This is a genomic window from Psychrobacter sp. DWR1-2-3 (assembly GCF_049896465.1).
Classification (GTDB): Bacteria; Pseudomonadota; Gammaproteobacteria; order Pseudomonadales; family Moraxellaceae; genus Psychrobacter; species Psychrobacter maritimus.
This window is the reverse complement of the sequence record NZ_JAFCUJ010000003.1, coordinates 110,754-131,125: the sequence shown is the minus strand read 5'-3', so window position 1 is coordinate 131,125 and position 20,372 is coordinate 110,754. Positions and strand designations below refer to the sequence as shown.

Below are 20,372 nucleotides of genomic sequence, written 5' to 3'. Positions count from 1 at the left end.
CGATGCGCCATTTAGCGCCTTATCAAAGCGGACTATGGCTGGCAGAGTATGGAGACATACGCTGCCAGTTATGCCGTATTTATCGCAGTACGCCGCAATCACAACTCATACCAACTCATTCCTCATCAAGTCCGCCAAACAAGCATTCATTCTTTACCAAACTGCGCCAGCAAGTTGATAACCGTTTTAATAGCGGCTTGCTCTGCTCACATTGTCATCACAGTCTCGCATGGCTACCCAAACCTTTCGAAGTTGATATCGCAGCTGGTACTGTTCTCTCTATTCAAGCAGCGACCTATTACGATTATCCAATACGCCAAGCTATCCGTGCTTTTAAGCATCATGAAGATATGACCAAGTTGCCGTTATTGCTACATGTATTACGTCAATTGCCTAGGCCGCACGGCTGCCATCAGGATAATAGTGTCATTGTTGCGATGCCAACGACAGAGCAACGTTTAGTTAAACGAGGTTTTGACCCGGTCAGTATTTTAGCCGCGCAATTGTCTAAGCATTGGCACATTCCACTTTGGCAAGGGGTAGAACGTATCGATGATACTATCAGTCAACAAGGGCTGACACGTGCCGAGCGCTTGACCAACTTAGAAAACGCCTTTGCGCTAATCGAAAACCCTCCGGTTAAACGCTTATTATTATTTGATGATGTCGCGACTACAGGTGCGAGCCTACAAGCATTAGGTCATGCTTTAAGCGGTCAGTCTATAAGCCTAGCAGCCATTGCCTATCAAAACTCTAATCAATATCACCTATCAGCCTATGCGTTAGCGCACGGCAGTCAATCGTAAAATCTCTTCCTATCAAAAATTACTTCTATTCATTTATAATAACTATTATGTTGCTAATATGTTGCCTTAACGTTATATTATTGACACATTTTACCTACATATTTCGATTTTTTATCGTTTAAATAAAATGCTATAACTCCGATTCGTGTTCTAAACGCTTAAATCAAAAAATACATTGAACAAAAGTATCGTTACTGTATGACGATTGTTTCTATTGGAACAAAAATTGCATGTATTTTAATGAATATAGTTAAAAAATAATAAGCTGAGAGTAGGCTTTAGAAGGGCTAGGTACGGTAATTATTACTATGACAGACCTAGGATTTATCAAAGATAGTAACAGCTATAGATAGGGACTTGATGTGAACGCATCTGCAAATAAGGTAGCACAAAAATTACGAATGACTAGCTCAGGGTTCACGCTGATTGAGCTGATGGTAACGATTGCCGTGCTTGCTATTATTGTCGGTATCGCAGCCCCTAGTATTAGTACTCAGCTTGCCAATCAGCGCGTAAAATCGACGACAGCTACACTGGCTAATGCGTTAAAAGAAGCGAAAGTAGAAAGTATACTCCGTCGTCAAAATGTAACTGTTATATATACGAATACTAGCACACCTAAAACAATCAAATTGCAAGCTGGTGGTGATGATATATCTACCTATAATCTTAGCGATAAAAGTACTGTTACCCAAACGATTACACCATCCGATGTAACTAGCATTGTTTTTCAACCCAATAAGAAAATAGCTGACAATGTCACAGTAGTATATACCATCTGTGATAGTGGCTCTAATAGTGAGATACCTAAACAAGTAAATCTTACCAATATTGCTAATGTAAATATTGTAAATGCTGGGAGCTGCTAATGAAGATTGAATCTGCACAGGCAGGCGTAGGTTTAATAGAAGTGATGGTTGCATTGCTTTTATTAGCTGTAGCTGTATTAGGGTTTAGTGCTATGCAAATGTCAGCGATTAAAGCAACAGACGAAAGTCTGATGCGTACACGATCGTTAGCTATTATGCGAGGCGGCGCAGAGACGATGCGTACTAATCCTAGTGGTATTTCTGCTTTTAAGATAGCGATAAATAGTGAAAAAGAAACGACAGCTATTGGCGGTATCACCAAAGACAGTTGTGTACAAAATACCGCTGACGCCCCTGCCGCTAACGCCAGCTGTACTATCGAGCAGCTTGCCACCCGTGACGGATTATTATTAAAATCATATGCACGCGCGAATGATATTAATATTGGTATGGTTCCAGGCGGCTGTCCTGGTACATCTGGTAACCAAGAACTTCAATGTTTTGTGGCAAGTTGGGGCGATACCACAGTTGAATTAAGTGATACTGAACCTAAGGCTTGCGCCAAGGCAAATGGGAGTTATAAGAATGGTGCCGAGTGCTTTATTATGGAGGCTTACTGATGTCATATAATTATCAAAACGAGCATATGAATGACCATCAAGCAGGCTTTACGTTAATAGAGCTGATGATTTCTTTAGTACTTGGTTTAATCGTCTCTGCAGCCGTTATTCAAGTATACCTAATCAATGTGAAGACAAGCAGTATTCAGGCAAGTGGTAGTGAGTTACAGGATGCCAGTGTGTTTGGATTGCAGCAACTGGAGAAAAGTATTCGTTTAGCGAATCTTGGTAATCCAACCACCAGCATTGATGGTACTACACTCAATGGCGGTATTGTCTTAACAGGCGTTAATATCGGCGTTCCGAATCCGAGTGAACCAGATCCTTATTCCCATACAGGATATCTGACCAGACGAGCAGGAGATAGTAAGTCTGCTGATGACAATGCATGGTCAGGTATATCCAATACCAATACCGATAGCGATCAGCTGACAATTCAATATACCAACATAACAGGCGCTCCAATGACAGATTGTGAAGGGGCAACTGCTGCTGTCAATGATATCGTTATCGAGCGCTATTTTGTACGTCTGGCAACAAGTAATACCAGTACTACCGCTATTAAGGACTTAGTATTGGCATGTGACGCCGGACGCGTCAATAACGCTGGTGGAATAGCTACTTTCACGCCAACAACAGATTCAAAAAACTTTGGACAAGCAGGGCAAGAGTTTATCGTTAATGTCGATCAGTTTAAGGTGTTGTTAGGTGCCCAGTACACCACTGGAACTAATGCAGGACAACTTATTTATCTACCTAGTAGCGCCTATTCATTAATAACAACTCCTGATAAGGCAGCTATAACAGCTGTGAAGATTGGTTTAATTGTTCACGGCAGTACACCCATTATAGGGAGTGCTGAGCAGTCGAAATTTGCTTTATTAGGGCAATTACCTACAGATAACCAGTTAAAAACAGATGCTAGTAGCAAAAAGAAAGTTCGTAGTACTTATGAAACCACAACATTATTACGTAACGCCCGTGTCGTAAATATTAACACTAGCCTATAGCATATTGGTAAGGAGACTAAAAATGATTCGACATCAGGATTTATCAAGTTCGACACAAAGACCTATCAATATAGGTTTGGCATACGGAAGTGACGAGCAAGGGGCGACGCTGATAGTAGTCTTATTGTTTTTAGTACTTATTATGTTGGCGGGCGCTATCGCAGTTAGACAGAGTACGACCGATCTTAAAGTTGCAACCAGCGATCAGATTAATACGGTATTACTGCAATCAGCAGATAGCGCCAATCAAAAACTAGAGACGATGGTAAATGGTAGTCCAGCATCTGAAGGATATAAAGATGTCACGAGTGCAACAGGTGCACTCGGTCATTTTATATTGTTTGAAGAGAATAAAGTTAATGAGTTCGTTTATTGCTTTAATCCGCGCACCCAACGATATTTAACCAATAGTGCAACCGTTAGTGTACCGGCAGGTGGGTATGTAGATGGTATCAATAATGGTATATGTGATTATACAGAAGCGGATGATTATACTAGCGAGAGGCAAGCCGTGATGACACAGATGAGTATTGCACTGACGCCTCCTAGTGCCAACGCAGATCCGTTTGAACATGTTGTAATTGGTAAAGAGATAGAGAACAGAACCAGTAAAAAGTATCAATTTGATATTCGGGCAACGTCTTCACTACCAGCTTATAGTGAGCCTGTGGACTCAGAAGGATCTTGTTTTGCTAAGACTAGTATTAGTAATAATGCTGTACTTAGGAGTGACGAATCATTAAGTGATTGTCTCTTAGCGGCTAGTACACCGAGCAAAATGCTATATGAGCAAGCGGATATTGAAAATCTTTCATCTTCTACCAAGTGTTATCCCTTTGGCAAAGGAACCCTAGATCCGCTGTGTGTGCTTTCAACAGCTACGCCTTAACTTGCTTATTCATTGCTTTGAAATAATATAAGGACAAATGTCATGAAACGATTTGACAACGTACCGACAACGACTAATATGATTACGGTGCCATTAAAGTATCTGGTCGTTGTCATGGCATCGATGATGGCAATGCCGATCTCACAGGCAGATGTAGCAGGCAAAAAAATTGGTGATTTAGAGATTTATAAAGCCGCCGAAGGTGGTAAGACTACAATTACCATGATGCTCGATACCTCGGGTAGTATGACCCTAAATCAGGTAAATAACGCAAGTACTTGCGATCTTCCGTCTGGTACCTCGTATAGTAAAGGATTTGAATATTCAGATACCACACCCGTATATAGAAGAGATTATTGCTCAACGAACAAGGGTAAAGTTTACGATCGACTGACTCGATTAAAAGATGCTATTTTCGCTTTGATGGACAGTAGCCTATTAGATCCAAATAAGGTATCTATTGGTATCGGCCAGTACTCGTCACAAAGCGATAGTGATAATGTAGTGAGAACCTCATCTGATGGGACTGCCAAAGATGCTGATGGCTCTAGCGGCAAGATACTAGTTCCTGCTGCTTTAGTAGATGATGCTCAACGTGCCAAGATCAAAGCTGCTGTAGCCGATGCGAGAGGGGGTAATGGTACTCCTACTGCGAATGCTTATGCAGAGGTGGGCGCCTACATGTTAGGTAAAAACACTTCAGCTTTGATTAAAAGATTTAGAGAAGAATATATAAAAATTAATAATACTAATAGATACTATAAATGTACAGAGTGGAGCAATGGCGGCTTGAGCTGTTCGAGCTATAGTAATAATAATTATATAACTAACACTTTTAGTTATACCTTTGTACCCTGTCAAAACAATGATTCTTTAACGTGTTTATCTAAAGAGTATGATACTAAAACCGCACAAGAGTTAGGTTATAGTGGCTTTGCCAAGTCTGTTACTGCTTCTAAAACTGGTGCTAATTATACTAGCCCATTGTCAAACCCCTCTAGCTGTGACGGTCGCGGTATATACTTCTTAACGGATGGTGAGCCAAACAGCTCTCCTTTTCCTTTGCCCTTGATGAAATCAGCTTTAGGTTCCACCACTTTCAGTTTACCAACAGTCACGCTGCCTATTGGTAGTCAAAGCGGTCATGGTATGCCTGAGGTTGGGGCATTTGCGAAAGCCTTACGTGACCCGACTATCAACCCGCTAGGTACAGATAGAGAGATCTTTACGGCAGTCGTTGGTTTTGGTTCAGTCTTTGATGTAGATAGAGTAGCAGATGCAAGAAAACCTCTAGAGCAGAGAGTTATTCGTAGATTGCCTTATACCAATCCGAAAACGGGTGTGACAGCAGATCGCGATTTTTATAACTGTGAAAACATTACAAATATCGATGCAAAGAACGCCTGTAACTGGGGAGAGAAAGCCAATACCAAGTTACCAGGTGTGGGTGGTTTTGGTGAAGGCGGCTTCTACTCAGCACAGTCAACAGACGATATCGTCAATAGTATCGTCAACTTTGTCAGTGATTTAAACCAAACCTTACCGTCGGTACCATCAGGTACGATTATCATACCTGATGACCCGTATCGTGCTGATAGTCAACTTGCTGTTGCTTATTATCCTACGTTACAACCCAAAGTAGCGGAAAACGCAGTTATTTGGGAAGGTAATTTAAAAAAGTATACCTTAAATGAAGGTACCTTATATGGAAAAGGCAGCTCTAAGCTATTTAAAAGTATCGCAGGTGATTTGGATCCAGCGACACAAGATATGTGGTCGGATAAAAACTACCCTGGTGCTAATGACAAGGTAGAAAACGGTGGTTTTTATGCGCAATTAAACACACCAGCCACTGGCGTCACTTCCGTTAGAACGCTATATGTAGAAGATTGGGATAATGCTACCGATAAAAAACCCATATTGAGAAAATTCGGCGTAGATGCTGCTGGTAAGGTAGTAGTTGATGGAGTTGCATTGACTAACACCACATTTAAAGATACTAATACATATTATGGAAATAATGAAGCCACTTTAAGAAAATTATTAAACTTTTTAGGATTTAAAAATCTTCCAAGTACTTCTACATTAGTAAAGGATATGACGCTTAGCAGCGCAAATGTACCTGAGCCTATCAAAGTACTAGGCGCTACTATTCACTCTACACCAGCCGCTGTTTCTTATTCTGCTACTCTTGACGCTGACACAGGTAGAGTCACGGATGCACGCGATGATTATGTATTATTCGGTTCATCAGAAGGTGGCTTGCATTTAGTAGATGCAGGTGATCAAGGCAGCGGTAATGGAGGCAAAGAGAAATTCGTTGTTATTCCAAGAGAAATGCTAAAAAATACTAGTAACTCTGATGCGCTCGTTAAAGGCGCCACCAAAGCTGAGATAGGATCACCGAACTTTGGTATAGATGCCCCTTGGTTGGTCACTGCCGATTATCAGTACAATTTGTCCAATAATAGAGTAAATGTTAATACCACAGGCGGTAAAGGAGTATTTGCTTATGGTGGACTGCGTATGGGCGGTGAGGCATTTTATGGGCTAAACCTTAATGATAATAACAATCCGAGAATGATTTTTACCATTACGCCAGATACATCGGGCTTTAGCCGTATGGGACAAATTTGGAAAAAACCAACCAAAGCCAAAATAAAAACCAGTACTACTGATACTGGTACCGATGTATTGGTTTTTGGTGGCGGTTATGATATGTGCTATGAAAATGAAGCCTTTCAAGTGGGTGTTACAGATACGGCATTAGGTGCTTGCTCAAATATCCCAACTACTAAAGGCAACGCGGTATATATTATCAATGCTAAAACCGGTGCGTTAATATGGTCAGCATCCGCTGAGGGCTCACCGACTAAGACGGTCAGTAGTATGACCAATAGTATTGTCGCTGGCGTCACTACCTTAGACCGCGATAATGATGGCTTTATGGATCATATCTATTTTGCAGATTTAGGGGGTCAGATATTCCGTGCTGACTTTACCAATGCGGGCTTTAAAAAACCAGTTGCATCAGGCACACCATCACCTGAGACTTCTTTTAGCAATACCAGAGTCACGCGCATACTTAAAAGTGCCTATACAGATAATGATAAAAAGTATAACTATCGCTTCTATGAACGCCCTATGGTCAGTTTCTATCGTAATGATAGTAGCAACAGCTTATTTGCCTTAGTTAACGCTATCTCAGGCGATCGCAGTTCACCTTTATCAAAAATACGTGATAATACCAAGGCCGATCGCCTCTACGGTATTATAGACAGTGATGTTACTAAGCTAGATAACGTTTTTTATGCCAGTAACTTTACGACAGCAGGAACAGCAGGTGGTCAAACAATCAACGATTTAGCAGATAGCAGTTTAGCCGAGCTGCCCTCTGCAATCGGTACGCTTACCGCTGCAGGTTATACCTTAGCGCAAAAAACCACCGTCATAAATACCCTAAAAGCTGGTACAAAAAAAGGTTGGTACTATCCTCTGACCCGCTTTGATGGCTACGGTAATGTGAGATATAGCAAAGGTATTGGTAAATCTGAAGTAGTAGATAGTTTTATCTATACGACTGTTTATAATCCAGATATGAGTTATGGTGCTACCGATTCTTGCTCTGCCAAAGTAACGGGCGGTTCAGAAAGACAACTTTATTGCCTACCTTATGGTATTTGTACCGATGATGCTTCCAAGAATGGAACTGCTGGATATGTACGGGCAGGTAAAGGCATTCAAGAGTTGACACTCGGGCCACGTAGCTCGAGTCTATCAAATCAGCGTCTGCTTATCGGTACACGGACATTGACCGAACGTGCTAATGACCGTGTAAACTTCGGCAGCGATGATGGTAAATTCTTTTATGATACTCCTGTAGCAGGGGGAGGCAAGAAGGAGCAGGGCCTACGACAGAATTTAACCGACGCTGATCAACTTATTGGCGATGGCACAGCACCTGACATGATATTTAATGAACGTTATACGCTGCAGCCTAAAACTTGGTATGAAGTAGACTGATAGGATAGTCGCATGAATATGAAGGCGTTAAAACAACAAGTAGGCTTTACGCTCATAGAGCTGATGATCGTCATCATGATAGTGGCTATCTTAGCGGCGATTGCGGTTCCCTCTTATCGGCAATTTGTGGTACGTAATGCTGAGTCACAGGTACAGGCAAGAATGCAGGAGCTCGATATAGAGCTCAATCGCTGGCGCGCTAGTGCTCTGACTTATAAAGGCTTCACACCCAAAAAGGTAGCCAGTAATGGCGATGTCAGTTATGCCTACGATGAGACTGATAACAAAACCATCTACGTCCCAAAAGGCAGCGATAGTACCAATTTCCATTACAAAATCACCTTGGTGGACGCGAGTACAGGTAATACTTTAGCTCCTGCAAGCTCTGGCTACTCTATGGCGGGTAGCTCATGGCGTATGTTCGCTGAGCCAAATACGTCGTTTAAAAAATCAGATGCGCATATTTTGATGATCAGTAGCAGAGGAGTCAAATGCAAAAGCAAGGATAGAACGATTACTGCTGCTTCAACTGATTGTGGCACTGGAAAGGAGAGCTGGTGATGTCCGCTACAATAAAATCATCTAGAGTACTATCCAAACAGCAAGGCTTTACACTGATTGAGATAATGATTGTCGTTGCTATCATTGCGGTGTTAGCAGCCGTTGCTTATCCGAGTTATGAACGTTACATCGTCAAAACCAAACGTACCGACATGATGAGCGAGATGCAAAACATTGGCTTGCAAATTGAAAGTCGTAAACTGGCTGAGGGCAGTTATAGTGCGATTAGTGTAGGTATAAAAGATGAGTTTGCCATCGAATACCCGAGGCAGGGCGATAAGCTATATGACGTTACTATTAACCCCATTCCTTTAGCGCCACCGGACAATACTTTGACGGATAAATGGAATGTTACTGCCACCCCTAAGCCTACTAGTCAAATGACTAATGATGGTATTTTAACGCTAAATTATCAGGGTATTAAGTGTCGAGGTACGGGGGTAAATAAGAAATGTGGTACTGGCGATGAGTGGACCAAATAGCATTAACTGAATAGATATATGAATAATCTGACAAAAATTGTCAGTCATCTTTACCTTATATTACTTATTATAGGTGAACTGACAATTTTCAGTATCTTAAGTGTAACATTTAGCGTCAAACTTACGATTGTTTGTAAACTAAACATAGTAAATCATGCTGTTAAAGGTGTTTTTGAAGGTAGAACCAGTGTAATTTGGATATTGGCATAATAACTGCAATATTTATAGTAAGAAAGAAATAGACAATATCCCTAAAGATAGAAGCTGCTAATAATCAGCTATCTTTATATACCCCAAAGGAGTTCTTATGAACACTGCACAAAAAGGTTTTACCTTAATCGAGCTAATGATCGTTATCGCTATTATCGGTATTCTAGCTGCGATCGCTCTACCTGCTTATCAAGACTATACTGTACGTTCACGCGTAACTGAAGGCTTAAACTTAGCTAATTCAGCCAAATCAATGATCAGTTCAGAAGCAACTTCACAAGCTGACTTGTTCACAGTAGCTGACACTTGGAATAGCCAAGCTAATAATGTTGGTGCAACTTCTAAATATGTTACTAGTGTACTTATGACCGCTCCTGCAGCAGCTGGCACTACTGCAGCAGGTGACGGTGATATCACAATTACTTATAACGCAGATGCAGTTGGTCTACCAGCAACAAGTAATGAGTTGCTAATTGCGCCTTTCGTACAAGTTGATGATACTACAACTACCGCATTGGGTGCTGCGCTAGCAGCAGGTGCTAAAGGTACAATCGACTGGGCATGTGTGAGTGCGGGTAACGCCACGGCAACTGCACAATTACCTAATGCCACTGTACCTGCAGTCTTGACTGCCGGTATTCCTACTAATTTAGCTCCAGCACAATGTCGCTAATCCTAGGTTAATTTAAGATTAGATGAATCGCTTATATAAATTGATGTGCAATTATATTAAGACCCTTGCTTCGGCAAGGGTTTTTATTTGGACTTAATAGTCGTTAATAATAGAAGTTGCGATTTAATTATTTTAGAATGTGATAGCTATTTAAAAAATTTAAGTATTTTGGGGGAATAAGTGTTTAAAGATAAAGTTAAAGCTTTTTTGATACATTTAGCTATTAGTATACTGATTGCAACAATGAGTTTAGTGCTAGTTTATTTAGTATGGAATCCAGCCCCATTATATACAGCAACCGGTATTACCAAAATTTTCCTATTAATGCTTGGTATTGATTTGGTACTTGGGCCATTGCTGACTTTTATTGTCTACAAAAAGGGCAAAAAAACCTTAAAGTTTGATTTATTTGTCATTGGCTTATTGCAGCTTATTGCCTTAGTGTATGGTTTATATCATGTCTATGAAGGTCGACCTGTATGGATTGCTTATAATGTCGATCGCTTTGATTTGGTTCGTGTCAATGAGATAGACACTCGAAAGATAGCACAGGCCAAGCCTGAATTCCAAATACTAAGCAATACTGGGCCGAAATATGTTGCTGCTGTGATTCCTAAAGATGATAAAGAGGTTAGCCAGCAGATACTGTTCGATGAAATAGGCTATGGTATAGCACCATCGCAGCGCCCAGAGCTTTATCAGCCGCTTGATACAGTAGCTGCGTTGTTAGTTACTAAGTCAAAACCTATTGAGGAGCTATATAATTATAACGATAAATCAGACGTTGATAACATACTCTCTAAATATCCGACTGCGACCAGATATTTACCTTTAAAGGCAAGTGCCATCAATATGGTAGTACTAATCGATAAAGCGGAGGCTGACAAGGTTGTGAATATTGTAAATCTAAGACCTTGGTAAGCGACATTTATTCTCCAAATATTTTTATAGATAGATTTAGGAATCGCCATGAAATATATCATCGGTGCCTTACTGATTAGCTCTCTTATCTTTTTTATAGTTGCTTTACTTATCAGTGCAACTGGATTTAAACCTGCCCAAAACATATTACCGTTTGGTTGGCTAGTATGGGGCATATTAACTACCTTATGCTACCCTTTAGCTAAAAAGATTATGGCTTAAGCTGTGTAACACACTCTATAAACCGATAGAAAATCATTTTTGAAATTACTTATGTGACCTAAAAAATGTATGTAGTAAATAAAAGTGGCATGTCGCATGCAACAGCATAGATTCAATATTAATATGGTTTGCTGTGATGCTGTTATTTCTCCTAAATCAAACTTATAGACCACAGTCAGGCTTTACCTTAATAGAGCTAATGATAGTCATTGCTGTTGTGGGGATTCTCTCCGCAGTCGCATTCCCTGCTTATCAAAACTACACTATGCAAGCCAAGCTCTCAGAGGTGATTTTAGCTGCTACGGCATGTCGTATCTCAGTAATAGAGGTTGTAGATTCTCCGTCATCAAATTTGGCTACAGCCTTACCACATGTTTGTGACTCGATTCATACTAAATATGTGAAAAACATTGTGGTCAGTACCAATGGTATTATTAACGTGCAAGTTAACGAAAGTCAATTATCTTCATTAACTACTAGTACAAATACTTTAACGCTTGCACCGATTCAGATGGGGAGTAATGCTAATCCGATAGTTGGTATTACGAGTAACAGTAAGAATATTGGAAATTGGCGTTGTGGTTCATCTATAGATGGCACTACTATTCCTGATAGGTATTTACCTAACTCTTGCAGAGGGGCTTATTGATACCTACTAAATAAAAGTATGTGTTTGACGAATCATTTTGATAGATGACAGAAAGCAACAAAAAAGGCTGATACATTTGCATCAGCCTTTTTTATTATAAATAATTTTTGTAGCTATTGAGCTACTTCTCTAAATACTGAATTTTACCTTCCACGCCATCCCACTTTTCAGCTTCTGGCAATTGACCTTTCATCTCAGTGATGTTTGGCCATTTTTGTGCCAGCTCTTCATTTAGCTGGGTGAACACCTCTTGCCCTTTTGGCACCTCATCTTCTGAAAAGATCGCATTGGCGGGACATTCAGGCTCGCATAGCGCGCAGTCGATACACTCATCAGGGTCGATAACGAGGAAGTTCGGTCCTTCATAAAAGCAGTCTACAGGACAGACTTCCACACAGTCGGTGTATTTGCAAAGAATGCAGTTCTCTGTAACGACAAAGGTCATAGTACTGTCTACCTGTTATTGGATTGGGCGAAATAGAATAGATTAAAAATAAGGCACATTTTAGCGCTTTTACCACTAATTGACAATTCCCTTTAATGACTAATGATTTCCTTTATATGATAAAGTAAGTCATGCGCTTGCTTTGGTGTCAGGTTATCAGGGTTGATCGCGCTTAGCTCATCTTGTAGGCTAAATAACTGATTTTGTTTTGAATTGTCACCTGATTTTTGAGTTTGAGTAATGTTACTGATACTTACACCTTCTACTTTACTCTCATGATTCTGTTGCTGTTTATCGTTTAACGACTTAGCTAATTCATTTTTATCATCAATGTTGTTTTCTTTTTCCGCTTTTAAATTGTCTATTAAATAACGCTTAGCATCATTTAATACCTGAGTAGGAATACCAGCCATCTTTGCCACATGCAATCCAAAGCTAGAGCTTGCAGCACCATCTTTGATTTGATGGAGTAATAATAATTGACCATCGACTTCACTGGCGGCGACATGCACATTGCGGATATTGGCATGATTGCTTGCATTATTTTCTATATTTTTTTCTGTGTTATTTTGCGCCAATTTTGTCAGCTCAAAATAATGGGTGGCAAATAATGTCAGGCAGCCAATCTCTACCAATCGATTGACGCAAGCATGGGCGATTGCTAAACCATCAGTGGTCGCCGTACCGCGTCCGACTTCATCCATCAGCACCAGCGATTTATTGGTTGCTTGATTCAGGATATTAGCGGTTTCAATCATTTCCACCATAAAGGTTGATTTGCCACCTGCCAAATCATCAGCTGAGCCAATACGAGTAAAGATACGGTCAATATCACCGATATGGGCACTCGCTGCGGGGACAAAGCTGCCACAATGGGCAAGTAGGACAATGAGTGCAGTTTGGCGCATATAGGTCGATTTACCGCCCATATTAGGACCGGTAATCATGAGGAGGCGTTCAGGATTTGAAGCGCTGCCGAGCGCACAGTCATTGGCGACAAAATGGCTGCTATGTTTGGTACTGCTTTGATGAACATTATTGCTCGTATGGATTGGATTTAAAGCCGCTTCGACAACGACATGACGACCTTGTTTAATATCGATACTGGTTTGGTTGCCATTCTCCAAATAACTGCCATTGTTTGAATCGTTACCCATGGCTGGACGCTGCCAGTTATAAGTCTTTGCAAGTTGTGCCCAATTACTGAGGACATCTATTTGCGCGATAGCCGCGCTCAGCTGTTGGAGTTCAGCCAAGTAGCTACCTAATATGGTTAACAGCTCATGATATAGCTGTTTTTCACGAGTCAATGCTAACGTCTGCGCGCTTAAATATTCAGTCTCGACTTCTTTTAACTCATCAGTGATAAAACGCTCGCTGCTTTTAAGTGTTTGCCGCCGGATAAAATGCGCCGGTGCATTTCTCGCCTGCATTTTTGGCAATTCAAAGTAAAAGCCGCTGACTTTATTAAAGCCGACTTTTAGGCTGGGTAATTGGTTCTCTTGACGCGCACGCTCTACCATCTTATCTAATGTTACTTGGATATTGTCATGTAAATGAGTCAGGCGATCAAACTCTGCATCGTAGCCAGCTGCTAGCATACCGCCGTCACGAATATGCGCCGGTGGCTCTACGATAATAGCGCGCTCAATCAGCTCAGCAACGGATTGCACCGCAGGTAGCTGCGCAGGCAATTGTTGCATCAGCATGGGCAACAGTCCTGCCTGCTCATGGCTAATACCTGCATTTATCAATAGGGTAGTCAGCTGGGCGCTATTAGCGATACCATCAGCAAGTTTACGCAAATCACGTGGTTTGGCACTCATCAGTCCGATACGGCTACTAATACGTTCGATATCACCGATAGCATTCAAAGTCTCGCGTAAGCTACTCACTAATGAGCTATTGTCTAAATTTTGCTTAAGCTGTTTGTTTCCGTCAGACTGATTATCTGACTGCAAAAGGCTAGAGATTGCATCTAAACGCAGATTAATACGTGTATGCTGACGCAGCGGACGCTTCATTTGCTGCACAAGTAAGCGGCGTCCCATTGGCGTTTGACAATGATTAAGTACCGATATTAATGATGTACCATTGCTGCTAACGGGGGTAAACAGCTCTAGGTTTTGCTGACTATTAGCATCAATGATTAAATAGTCATCATTATATTCGACGATAAGCTGATTAACTTGTGGCACATGGCGCTGCTGGGTTTGCCGTGCATAATGGATTAGTGCGGCGCAGCTAGATTGGGCAAGTGGCGCGTCACTAATACCTAGTCCATCAAGACGTTGCACGTCAAACTGCTGGCAAAGGGTCGCACTGGCATGCTCACGATGAAAGTCATTGGCAGCGACTTCAATAATAGGGCAGTCAAGATTTTTCCGTAGCCATAGCAGCCAATCTTCGCCATTAATATTACTACTGTCAAAACTGTTGCCAAGTGCCTCGCTAATAATACATTCACTCGGCGCAAAACGTGCCAGCACCGTCAGCATTTGGGTTTGAAGTCCTTCAATATCATCATGGCTGTTATTCGAGCTGGCGCTTAGTGTTTGCGTGGTCAACGTGCCGGCGGCCAAGTCCATTTGGCTAATGGCAGCTTGTAGTGGTTGTTTACTGTTCGATTTAGGAATTTCGATATCAATGGCAACGACAGTCGGGGTGTGGTTGGGTGCAATTAAGGCGTCATCAGTAATCGTACCAGCGGTCAGGGTTTTAACTACTTCACGGCGCATGATAGTGCCAGCTGCCGATTTACTTTTATCTTTCTTTTGCTTCTCGCCCATTGTCGGTGTATTGGACGGGCTGCTAGTAACTGACTCGTCAATTTGCTCACAAACAACCACAGTCTGTCCAGCCGCAATCAGCCGTGCCATATAGCTGTCAGCCGCATGAAAGGGGACGCCTGCCATCGCAATGGTATTGCCTGCTTTATCCGTACCACGGCGAGTGAGCGTAATATCGAGTATCTGCGCCGCGCGCTTGGCATCATCAAAAAATAACTCATAAAAATCACCCATCCGGTACAGCAGTAGCGCTTGTGGATAATTGGCTTTCATGGTTAGATATTGCACCATCATCGGCGTATGGTCTGCCAAGTGATAAACGGCATCACCTATGATTAATGGTTCAGCTAAATGAGGATTTTGAGCGGACGGCTTAACGGTCATGCAGGGTCTCTTATGATGCTTAAATGGGTTTACGTGGGGTGAAATGCTGGTTTTTATAAGAATAAATAACGGCTGAGGGTTAGTAAATTATTCCGTTAAATGTTGCAGGGAAAAGCTTGAGATATTAAGACTATAAGCGCTATTTTAACACGTCCTACTAGGTTTTTACGTCGGCAAATATCTACTCATTGCCCTTGTATCCATCGGCGTCATAACCATATATAATGACGTCACACTTAATTGGGCGATACTTCATTAGGCGACACGTCATTAGTCAGTACTTCATTAAGTGGTACGTTGGTCGGGTGATGACTATGATAGCTATGATGACAAGGCGGCAGCATATGAAGCCTTGGCTAATGCGCACTAATTATCGAATATTTCCATAGGTCAAAAAATTATGTTATCAAAGATTATAGGCAGTGTCGTTGGCACTAAAAATGACCGCGAATTAAAGCGCATGCGCAAAGTGGTCAGCAAAATCAACGCACATGAGGCCACGATACAAGCCCTGTCTGATGAGCAATTACAACAAAAAACCGAAGAGTTTAAAGCAAGACACCAAAAAGGTGAAAGCTTAGATGCATTATTACCAGAAGCGTTTGCGGTCTGCCGCGAAGCATCGCTACGCGTCAACGGCATGCGTCACTATGATGTGCAGCTAATCGGTGGTATCACCCTGCACGAAGGCAAAATCGCTGAGATGAAAACTGGTGAAGGTAAAACCCTGATGGGTACCTTGGCCATGTATCTTAACGCTATCAGTGGCAAAGGCGTCCATCTGGTCACGGTCAACGATTATTTGGCCGCGCGTGATGCGGAATTAAACCGTCCATTATTCAGCTTTTTGGGTATGACGGTTGGGGTGATTTACTCACAGCAGCCACCGCAAGAAAAAATTGACGCTTATCAAGCAGATATAACGTACGGTACCAATAACGAATACGGTTTTGATTATCTGCGCGATAATATGGTTTTTAGCCTCGCTGAGAAAAAACAGCGCCCGCTTAACTTCTGTATTATTGATGAGATTGACTCTATTTTAATTGATGAGGCGCGTACGCCATTGATTATCTCGGGTCAAGCCGAAGATTCATCACGTATGTATGCGCTGATTAACACCATTATTCCGGTGCTTATTCGTTCAAAAGATGAAGAAGCCAATAAGAATAACGAAGAAGAAGATTTTTGGATTGATGAGAAAAACCGTCAAATCGAGATTAGCGAAAAAGGCTATGAGAAAATTGAGCGCTTCTTAATTGAAGTTGGCGAGCTTGGTGAAAACGAAAGCCTATATAGCCCAAGCCGTTTGCCACTATTGGCGCACGTCCAAGCAGCGATTCGTGCCCACCATGTTTTCGTTAAAAACGTCCATTATATCGTCGATGATGGCGAAGTGGTTATCGTTGATGAAAACACTGGTCGTACCATGCCCGGTCGCCGTTGGTCAGAAGGTTTGCATCAAGCGGTAGAAGCCAAAGAAAATGTTGAAATTCAAGCAGAGAACCAAACGCTTGCAACCACGACATTCCAGAATTACTTCCGTCTCTATGACAAATTATCAGGTATGACGGGTACGGCTGATACCGAAGCGGCAGAATTTAAATCAACTTATGATTTAGATGTCATCGTGATTCCAACCCATGAGCCAATTGCGCGTATCGATATGGATGATCAGATTTTCTTAACCAAGTTAGGGAAATATAAAGGTATCATCCGCGAGATTAAAGAGATTCAAGCCAAAGGCGCACCAGTCTTGGTTGGTACGGCGACGATTGAAGCCAGTGAAGAATTGTCTTATCTGCTCGACCAAGAAGGCGTCAAGCATAACGTCCTAAACGCCAAGCAACATGAGCGTGAAGCAGAGATCATCGCGCAGGCTGGTAGTCCAAAGGCTGTAACGATTGCGACCAACATGGCAGGTCGTGGTACCGACATTATCCTTGGTGGTAACTGGCAATCATTTATCGAAGATATTGATTCGGTTAGTCCAGAAGAGATGGCGCGCCTAAAAGCCCAATGGCAAGTTAAGCACGACCAAGTCGTTGCCGCTGGCGGTCTACATATTATCGGTTCTGAGCGTCATGAATCACGCCGTATTGATAACCAGCTGCGTGGTCGTGCCGGTCGTCAAGGTGACCCTGGGATGTCGCGCTTCTTCTTATCGCTTGAAGATGACTTGATGCGTATCTTTGCCGGTGACCGCGTCGTTAACATGATGCGCGCCATGGGTCTTAAAGAAGACGAAGCCATTGAACATAAAATGGTTTCTAAATCGATTGAAAATGCCCAAGGTAAAGTAGAAAGCCGCGATTTTGATGCGCGTAAAAACCTGTTGAAATATGATGACGTCGCTAATGAGCAGCGTAAAGTCATCTATAGTCAGCGTGATGATTTACTGGCAGAGTTAGATTTGTTAGAGGCCATCGAAGTCATGCATCATGAAGTTTATAATGCCATGATTAACCAGTTTATCCCGCCGGGCTCTATCGATGACCAGTGGAATATCGATGGTTTAGAAGATGAGCTTGAGGACGAATTCAAGATTGCGATGCCCATTAACGATTGGCTGGATGAAGATCGCCGCCTAGATGAAGAAGGCTTACGTGCCAAAATCATCCAAACGGCATTGGATCGTTATCATAGCCGCCGTGAGCAAATGGGCGAAAAAGATGCCGCCCAGCTTGAGCGTCATTTTATGCTGCAAAGCCTAGATAAGCATTGGAAAGAGCATTTAACCCAAATGGATCAGCTGCGTAAAGGTATTCATCTGCGCGGTTATGCACAAAAAAACCCTGAGCAAGAATATAAGCGTGAGTCGTTTGAATTATTCCAAATGATGCTTGGGGCAATTAAATCTGAGACGGTACAAGATTTATCACGCGTACATATCCCGACCAAAGAAGAGCTTGCTGCATTAGAAGCGCAGCAGCGTGAAAATGCAGCACAGATGCAAATGCAGTTTGAGCACAGCGATATTGATAACATGGACAGCGGCGCCGATAGAGCCGCTGCACAAAACCGCAATCTTGCTGGTGCGACCGCAGCAGGCGCTGTGGCGGGTAGTGGTGGTGCAAATGAGCCAGACCCATACGCTGGTATGAATATCAGTCGTAACGCCCCATGTCCTTGTGGCTCAGGACTGAAATATAAACAATGCCATGGTAAAATCTAAACATTGATAATCAACCATTGTTAAGTTATGATAAAAAGTCCCTATCTAAAATAGATAGGGGCTTTTTTTATAGATATAGCCTTAGTACTTATATCGAATAATTAATATGAGTATAAGTATGAGTATGAGAATTACGATTATAAAAGTATCAGTGTCTTTTTGGCGATTAATTACAAATCCAACATAGGCGTGAATTTACGGGCGCGCTATAGTGTTTAACATCTTTATTTGGGAGAGTGTGATGAATGTAGAATTATTAAAAAAATTGCGTACCTCTATCGTCCTAACCGGTTTACTGGCTGGTGCCATGACGCTTAGCGCTTGTCAACAACAGCAAGAGACAGAGCCAAGCCTAGAAGACAGTATTAGTGAAGAGCAGTCTGTACCCATGTCCGCTGATCCTGCCGAGCCTAGTGATGTGGTGGTAGATGCGCCTGCCAGCGACGTAGAAGATGATACGATTGCTTCTGTTAATACCGGCGTCAATCAAATAAGTTATTCGTGTTCACCTGCGCTCGCCGTTGAAGCGACGTATAAAGATACTGATAATCAGGTCATTATTGCAACTGCCCAAGGTACAGCGACTTTAACGAAAACCAACGATGCGACTAACCCTGAAGTGTTTGAAGCAAAAACTGCCATCGATGGTGGTGAAGGCTTTGTACAGTGGCGCGTGGCTCATAAAGAGCGCGAAACAGGTGTGATGCGTACGGCGGGTGCAGATGCAACCAACGTCAGCACGTATGAGTGTAAGAAAGCCGAAGATGCTGCAACTGTAGAAGCAGCAGTATAAAAGTAGGTTTATAAAATGAGGTTTTTTCTGATTAAATTTAGATAAAACCTTATAAAAAAAAGCAACAGTGACGTTGCTTTTTTTGGGTCTAACTTTTGAAGCTCTTAGAATAAATGCTCGATTTTATATAACTTTATTCTTTATACGATGTACTATGTTCACGTTCATGTGCTAAAAAACCCTCTTCGGTAACCTCTAGCTCTTCATGCTTAACTTCTACTTGAATGCTATCGGTATGCGTATGGGTGGTTTTATTAATCTCTACTTCTTGAATCACATGAGTATCTTTGGTAATCGTCGCCACTTGACGCGATAAAATAATCTCAATTGGCTCAGCGCCCATCTCAATCTGTTTACCATTAATGGTTATAACAGCTCTGCTATCTAGCGATGGCTCCACATGACGTAATATGTCTTTATCATCGTACTTACCTGATAATAAATCCTGACTTTCTGCATCATAATAATCAGTGCGTACAGTAATATATTCTTCTACCAATTCAATAGGTACGTCGATGGTTTTTGTGCGCGTATGCTTAGTGACCGTTACTTTGCCGACATCCAAGCGTTCTTTGTTAATGACAGGACGTTCTTCTAATAGCTCTAGATAACCACCATTTTTCGTGTCTTCTCGATTATTTGACAGATTATTTGCTGAATTATTGGATAAACCATCTTGCCCACTGCCCATTAGTGCTTGCTGCTGATTGGACTTAGAAGTAGGGGAGGAAGTAGATAAGGTAGATGCAGCTACATCAGGCGCGGGTAATTTATTCTCACCACTATGGTTGGCTATTCTATCTAAAGAAGAAGTATTCGTTGTTGATAAGTGTGCATCTTGCTTAATTTGCTGCTGTTTCATGTCATTGTCGTCGGCGTTCATGGTCATATTCCTTATGGGCAGATATAAT

Annotated in this window: 17 protein-coding genes; 14 read left to right on the top strand and 3 right to left on the bottom strand. The window is 41.9% G+C overall.

Features of this window, described 5'->3' with window-relative positions; translation table 11 throughout:
• Positions 1–2 precede the first annotated feature (2 nt).
• The 12 genes from ACP7AA_RS06870 to ACP7AA_RS06815 all read left to right on the top strand — a co-directional run bounded on the left by ACP7AA_RS06870 (position 3) and on the right by ACP7AA_RS06815 (position 11,875).
• Positions 3–806 carry a ComF family protein gene (locus ACP7AA_RS06870; protein ID WP_426223052.1) on the top strand — a complete coding sequence of 268 codons (804 nt, stop codon included), beginning with the start codon at positions 3–5 and terminating at the stop codon, positions 804–806.
• A gap of 362 nt (positions 807–1,168) precedes the next feature.
• Positions 1,169–1,675: a GspH/FimT family pseudopilin gene (locus ACP7AA_RS06865; RefSeq protein ID WP_426223051.1), complete on the top strand. Its 507-nt coding sequence runs from the start codon at positions 1,169–1,171 to the stop codon at positions 1,673–1,675.
• Positions 1,675–2,235 carry a type IV pilus modification protein PilV gene (gene pilV, locus ACP7AA_RS06860; RefSeq protein WP_426223050.1) on the top strand — a complete coding sequence of 187 codons (561 nt, stop codon included), beginning with the start codon at positions 1,675–1,677 and terminating at the stop codon, positions 2,233–2,235. Before ACP7AA_RS06865 ends, pilV begins: the two co-directional genes overlap by 1 nt.
• Positions 2,235–3,245, top strand: coding sequence for a prepilin-type N-terminal cleavage/methylation domain-containing protein (locus ACP7AA_RS06855; RefSeq protein ID WP_426223049.1), 1,011 nt, complete (start codon positions 2,235–2,237; stop codon positions 3,243–3,245). Before pilV ends, ACP7AA_RS06855 begins: the two co-directional genes overlap by 1 nt.
• 76 nt (positions 3,246–3,321) lie before the next feature.
• Entirely contained in the window at positions 3,322–4,134 is an 813-nt protein-coding gene (locus ACP7AA_RS06850; protein ID WP_426223048.1) for a PilX N-terminal domain-containing pilus assembly protein, read from the top strand.
• 42 nt (positions 4,135–4,176) lie between these two features.
• Positions 4,177–8,157 (top strand): pilus assembly protein PilY, encoded by a 3,981-nt coding sequence (locus ACP7AA_RS06845; protein WP_426223047.1) that lies wholly within the window; start codon positions 4,177–4,179, stop codon positions 8,155–8,157.
• A 12-nt stretch (positions 8,158–8,169) separates the two neighbouring features.
• Positions 8,170–8,718 carry a type IV pilin protein gene (locus ACP7AA_RS06840; RefSeq protein WP_426223046.1) on the top strand — a complete coding sequence of 183 codons (549 nt, stop codon included), beginning with the start codon at positions 8,170–8,172 and terminating at the stop codon, positions 8,716–8,718.
• The gene (locus ACP7AA_RS06835) at positions 8,718–9,200 is read left to right on the top strand and encodes a type IV pilin protein (RefSeq protein ID WP_426223045.1); all 483 of its coding nucleotides are present in this window, start codon (positions 8,718–8,720) and stop codon (positions 9,198–9,200) included. Before ACP7AA_RS06840 ends, ACP7AA_RS06835 begins: the two co-directional genes overlap by 1 nt.
• 307 nt (positions 9,201–9,507) lie before the next feature.
• Positions 9,508–10,083 carry a pilin gene (locus ACP7AA_RS06830; protein ID WP_426223044.1) on the top strand — a complete coding sequence of 192 codons (576 nt, stop codon included), beginning with the start codon at positions 9,508–9,510 and terminating at the stop codon, positions 10,081–10,083.
• A gap of 180 nt (positions 10,084–10,263) precedes the next feature.
• Positions 10,264–11,004, top strand: coding sequence for a TfpX/TfpZ family type IV pilin accessory protein (gene tfpZ, locus ACP7AA_RS06825; protein WP_426223043.1), 741 nt, complete (start codon positions 10,264–10,266; stop codon positions 11,002–11,004).
• 48 nt (positions 11,005–11,052) lie between these two features.
• The gene (locus ACP7AA_RS06820) at positions 11,053–11,226 is read left to right on the top strand and encodes a hypothetical protein (RefSeq protein ID WP_426223042.1); all 174 of its coding nucleotides are present in this window, start codon (positions 11,053–11,055) and stop codon (positions 11,224–11,226) included.
• A gap of 136 nt (positions 11,227–11,362) precedes the next feature.
• Positions 11,363–11,875 (top strand): pilin, encoded by a 513-nt coding sequence (locus ACP7AA_RS06815; RefSeq protein ID WP_426223041.1) that lies wholly within the window; start codon positions 11,363–11,365, stop codon positions 11,873–11,875.
• Between the two features lie 121 nt (positions 11,876–11,996).
• Here the strand turns inward: ACP7AA_RS06815 and fdxA are convergent, their stop codons facing one another.
• Positions 11,997–12,320, bottom strand: a complete 324-nt coding sequence (fdxA, locus tag ACP7AA_RS06810) for a ferredoxin FdxA (protein ID WP_149492489.1) — start codon at positions 12,318–12,320, stop codon at positions 11,997–11,999.
• 92 nt (positions 12,321–12,412) lie between these two features.
• Positions 12,413–15,493: a DNA mismatch repair protein MutS gene (mutS, locus tag ACP7AA_RS06805; protein WP_426223040.1), complete on the bottom strand. Its 3,081-nt coding sequence runs from the start codon at positions 15,491–15,493 to the stop codon at positions 12,413–12,415.
• Positions 15,494–15,893: 400 nt separating this feature from the next.
• Between mutS and secA the strand changes: the two genes are divergently transcribed.
• Together secA and ACP7AA_RS06795 are read left to right on the top strand one after the other, a co-directional pair.
• Positions 15,894–18,668, top strand: a complete 2,775-nt coding sequence (secA, locus tag ACP7AA_RS06800; protein WP_201562386.1) for a preprotein translocase subunit SecA — start codon at positions 15,894–15,896, stop codon at positions 18,666–18,668.
• A 241-nt stretch (positions 18,669–18,909) separates the two neighbouring features.
• Complete coding sequence (locus ACP7AA_RS06795; RefSeq protein ID WP_426223039.1) at positions 18,910–19,461, top strand: hypothetical protein; 552 nt, start codon at positions 18,910–18,912, stop codon at positions 19,459–19,461.
• A 133-nt stretch (positions 19,462–19,594) separates the two neighbouring features.
• Here the strand turns inward: ACP7AA_RS06795 and ACP7AA_RS06790 are convergent, their stop codons facing one another.
• Positions 19,595–20,344 carry a YsnF/AvaK domain-containing protein gene (locus ACP7AA_RS06790; RefSeq protein ID WP_426223038.1) on the bottom strand — a complete coding sequence of 250 codons (750 nt, stop codon included), beginning with the start codon at positions 20,342–20,344 and terminating at the stop codon, positions 19,595–19,597.
• Positions 20,345–20,372: the final 28 nt, after the last annotated feature.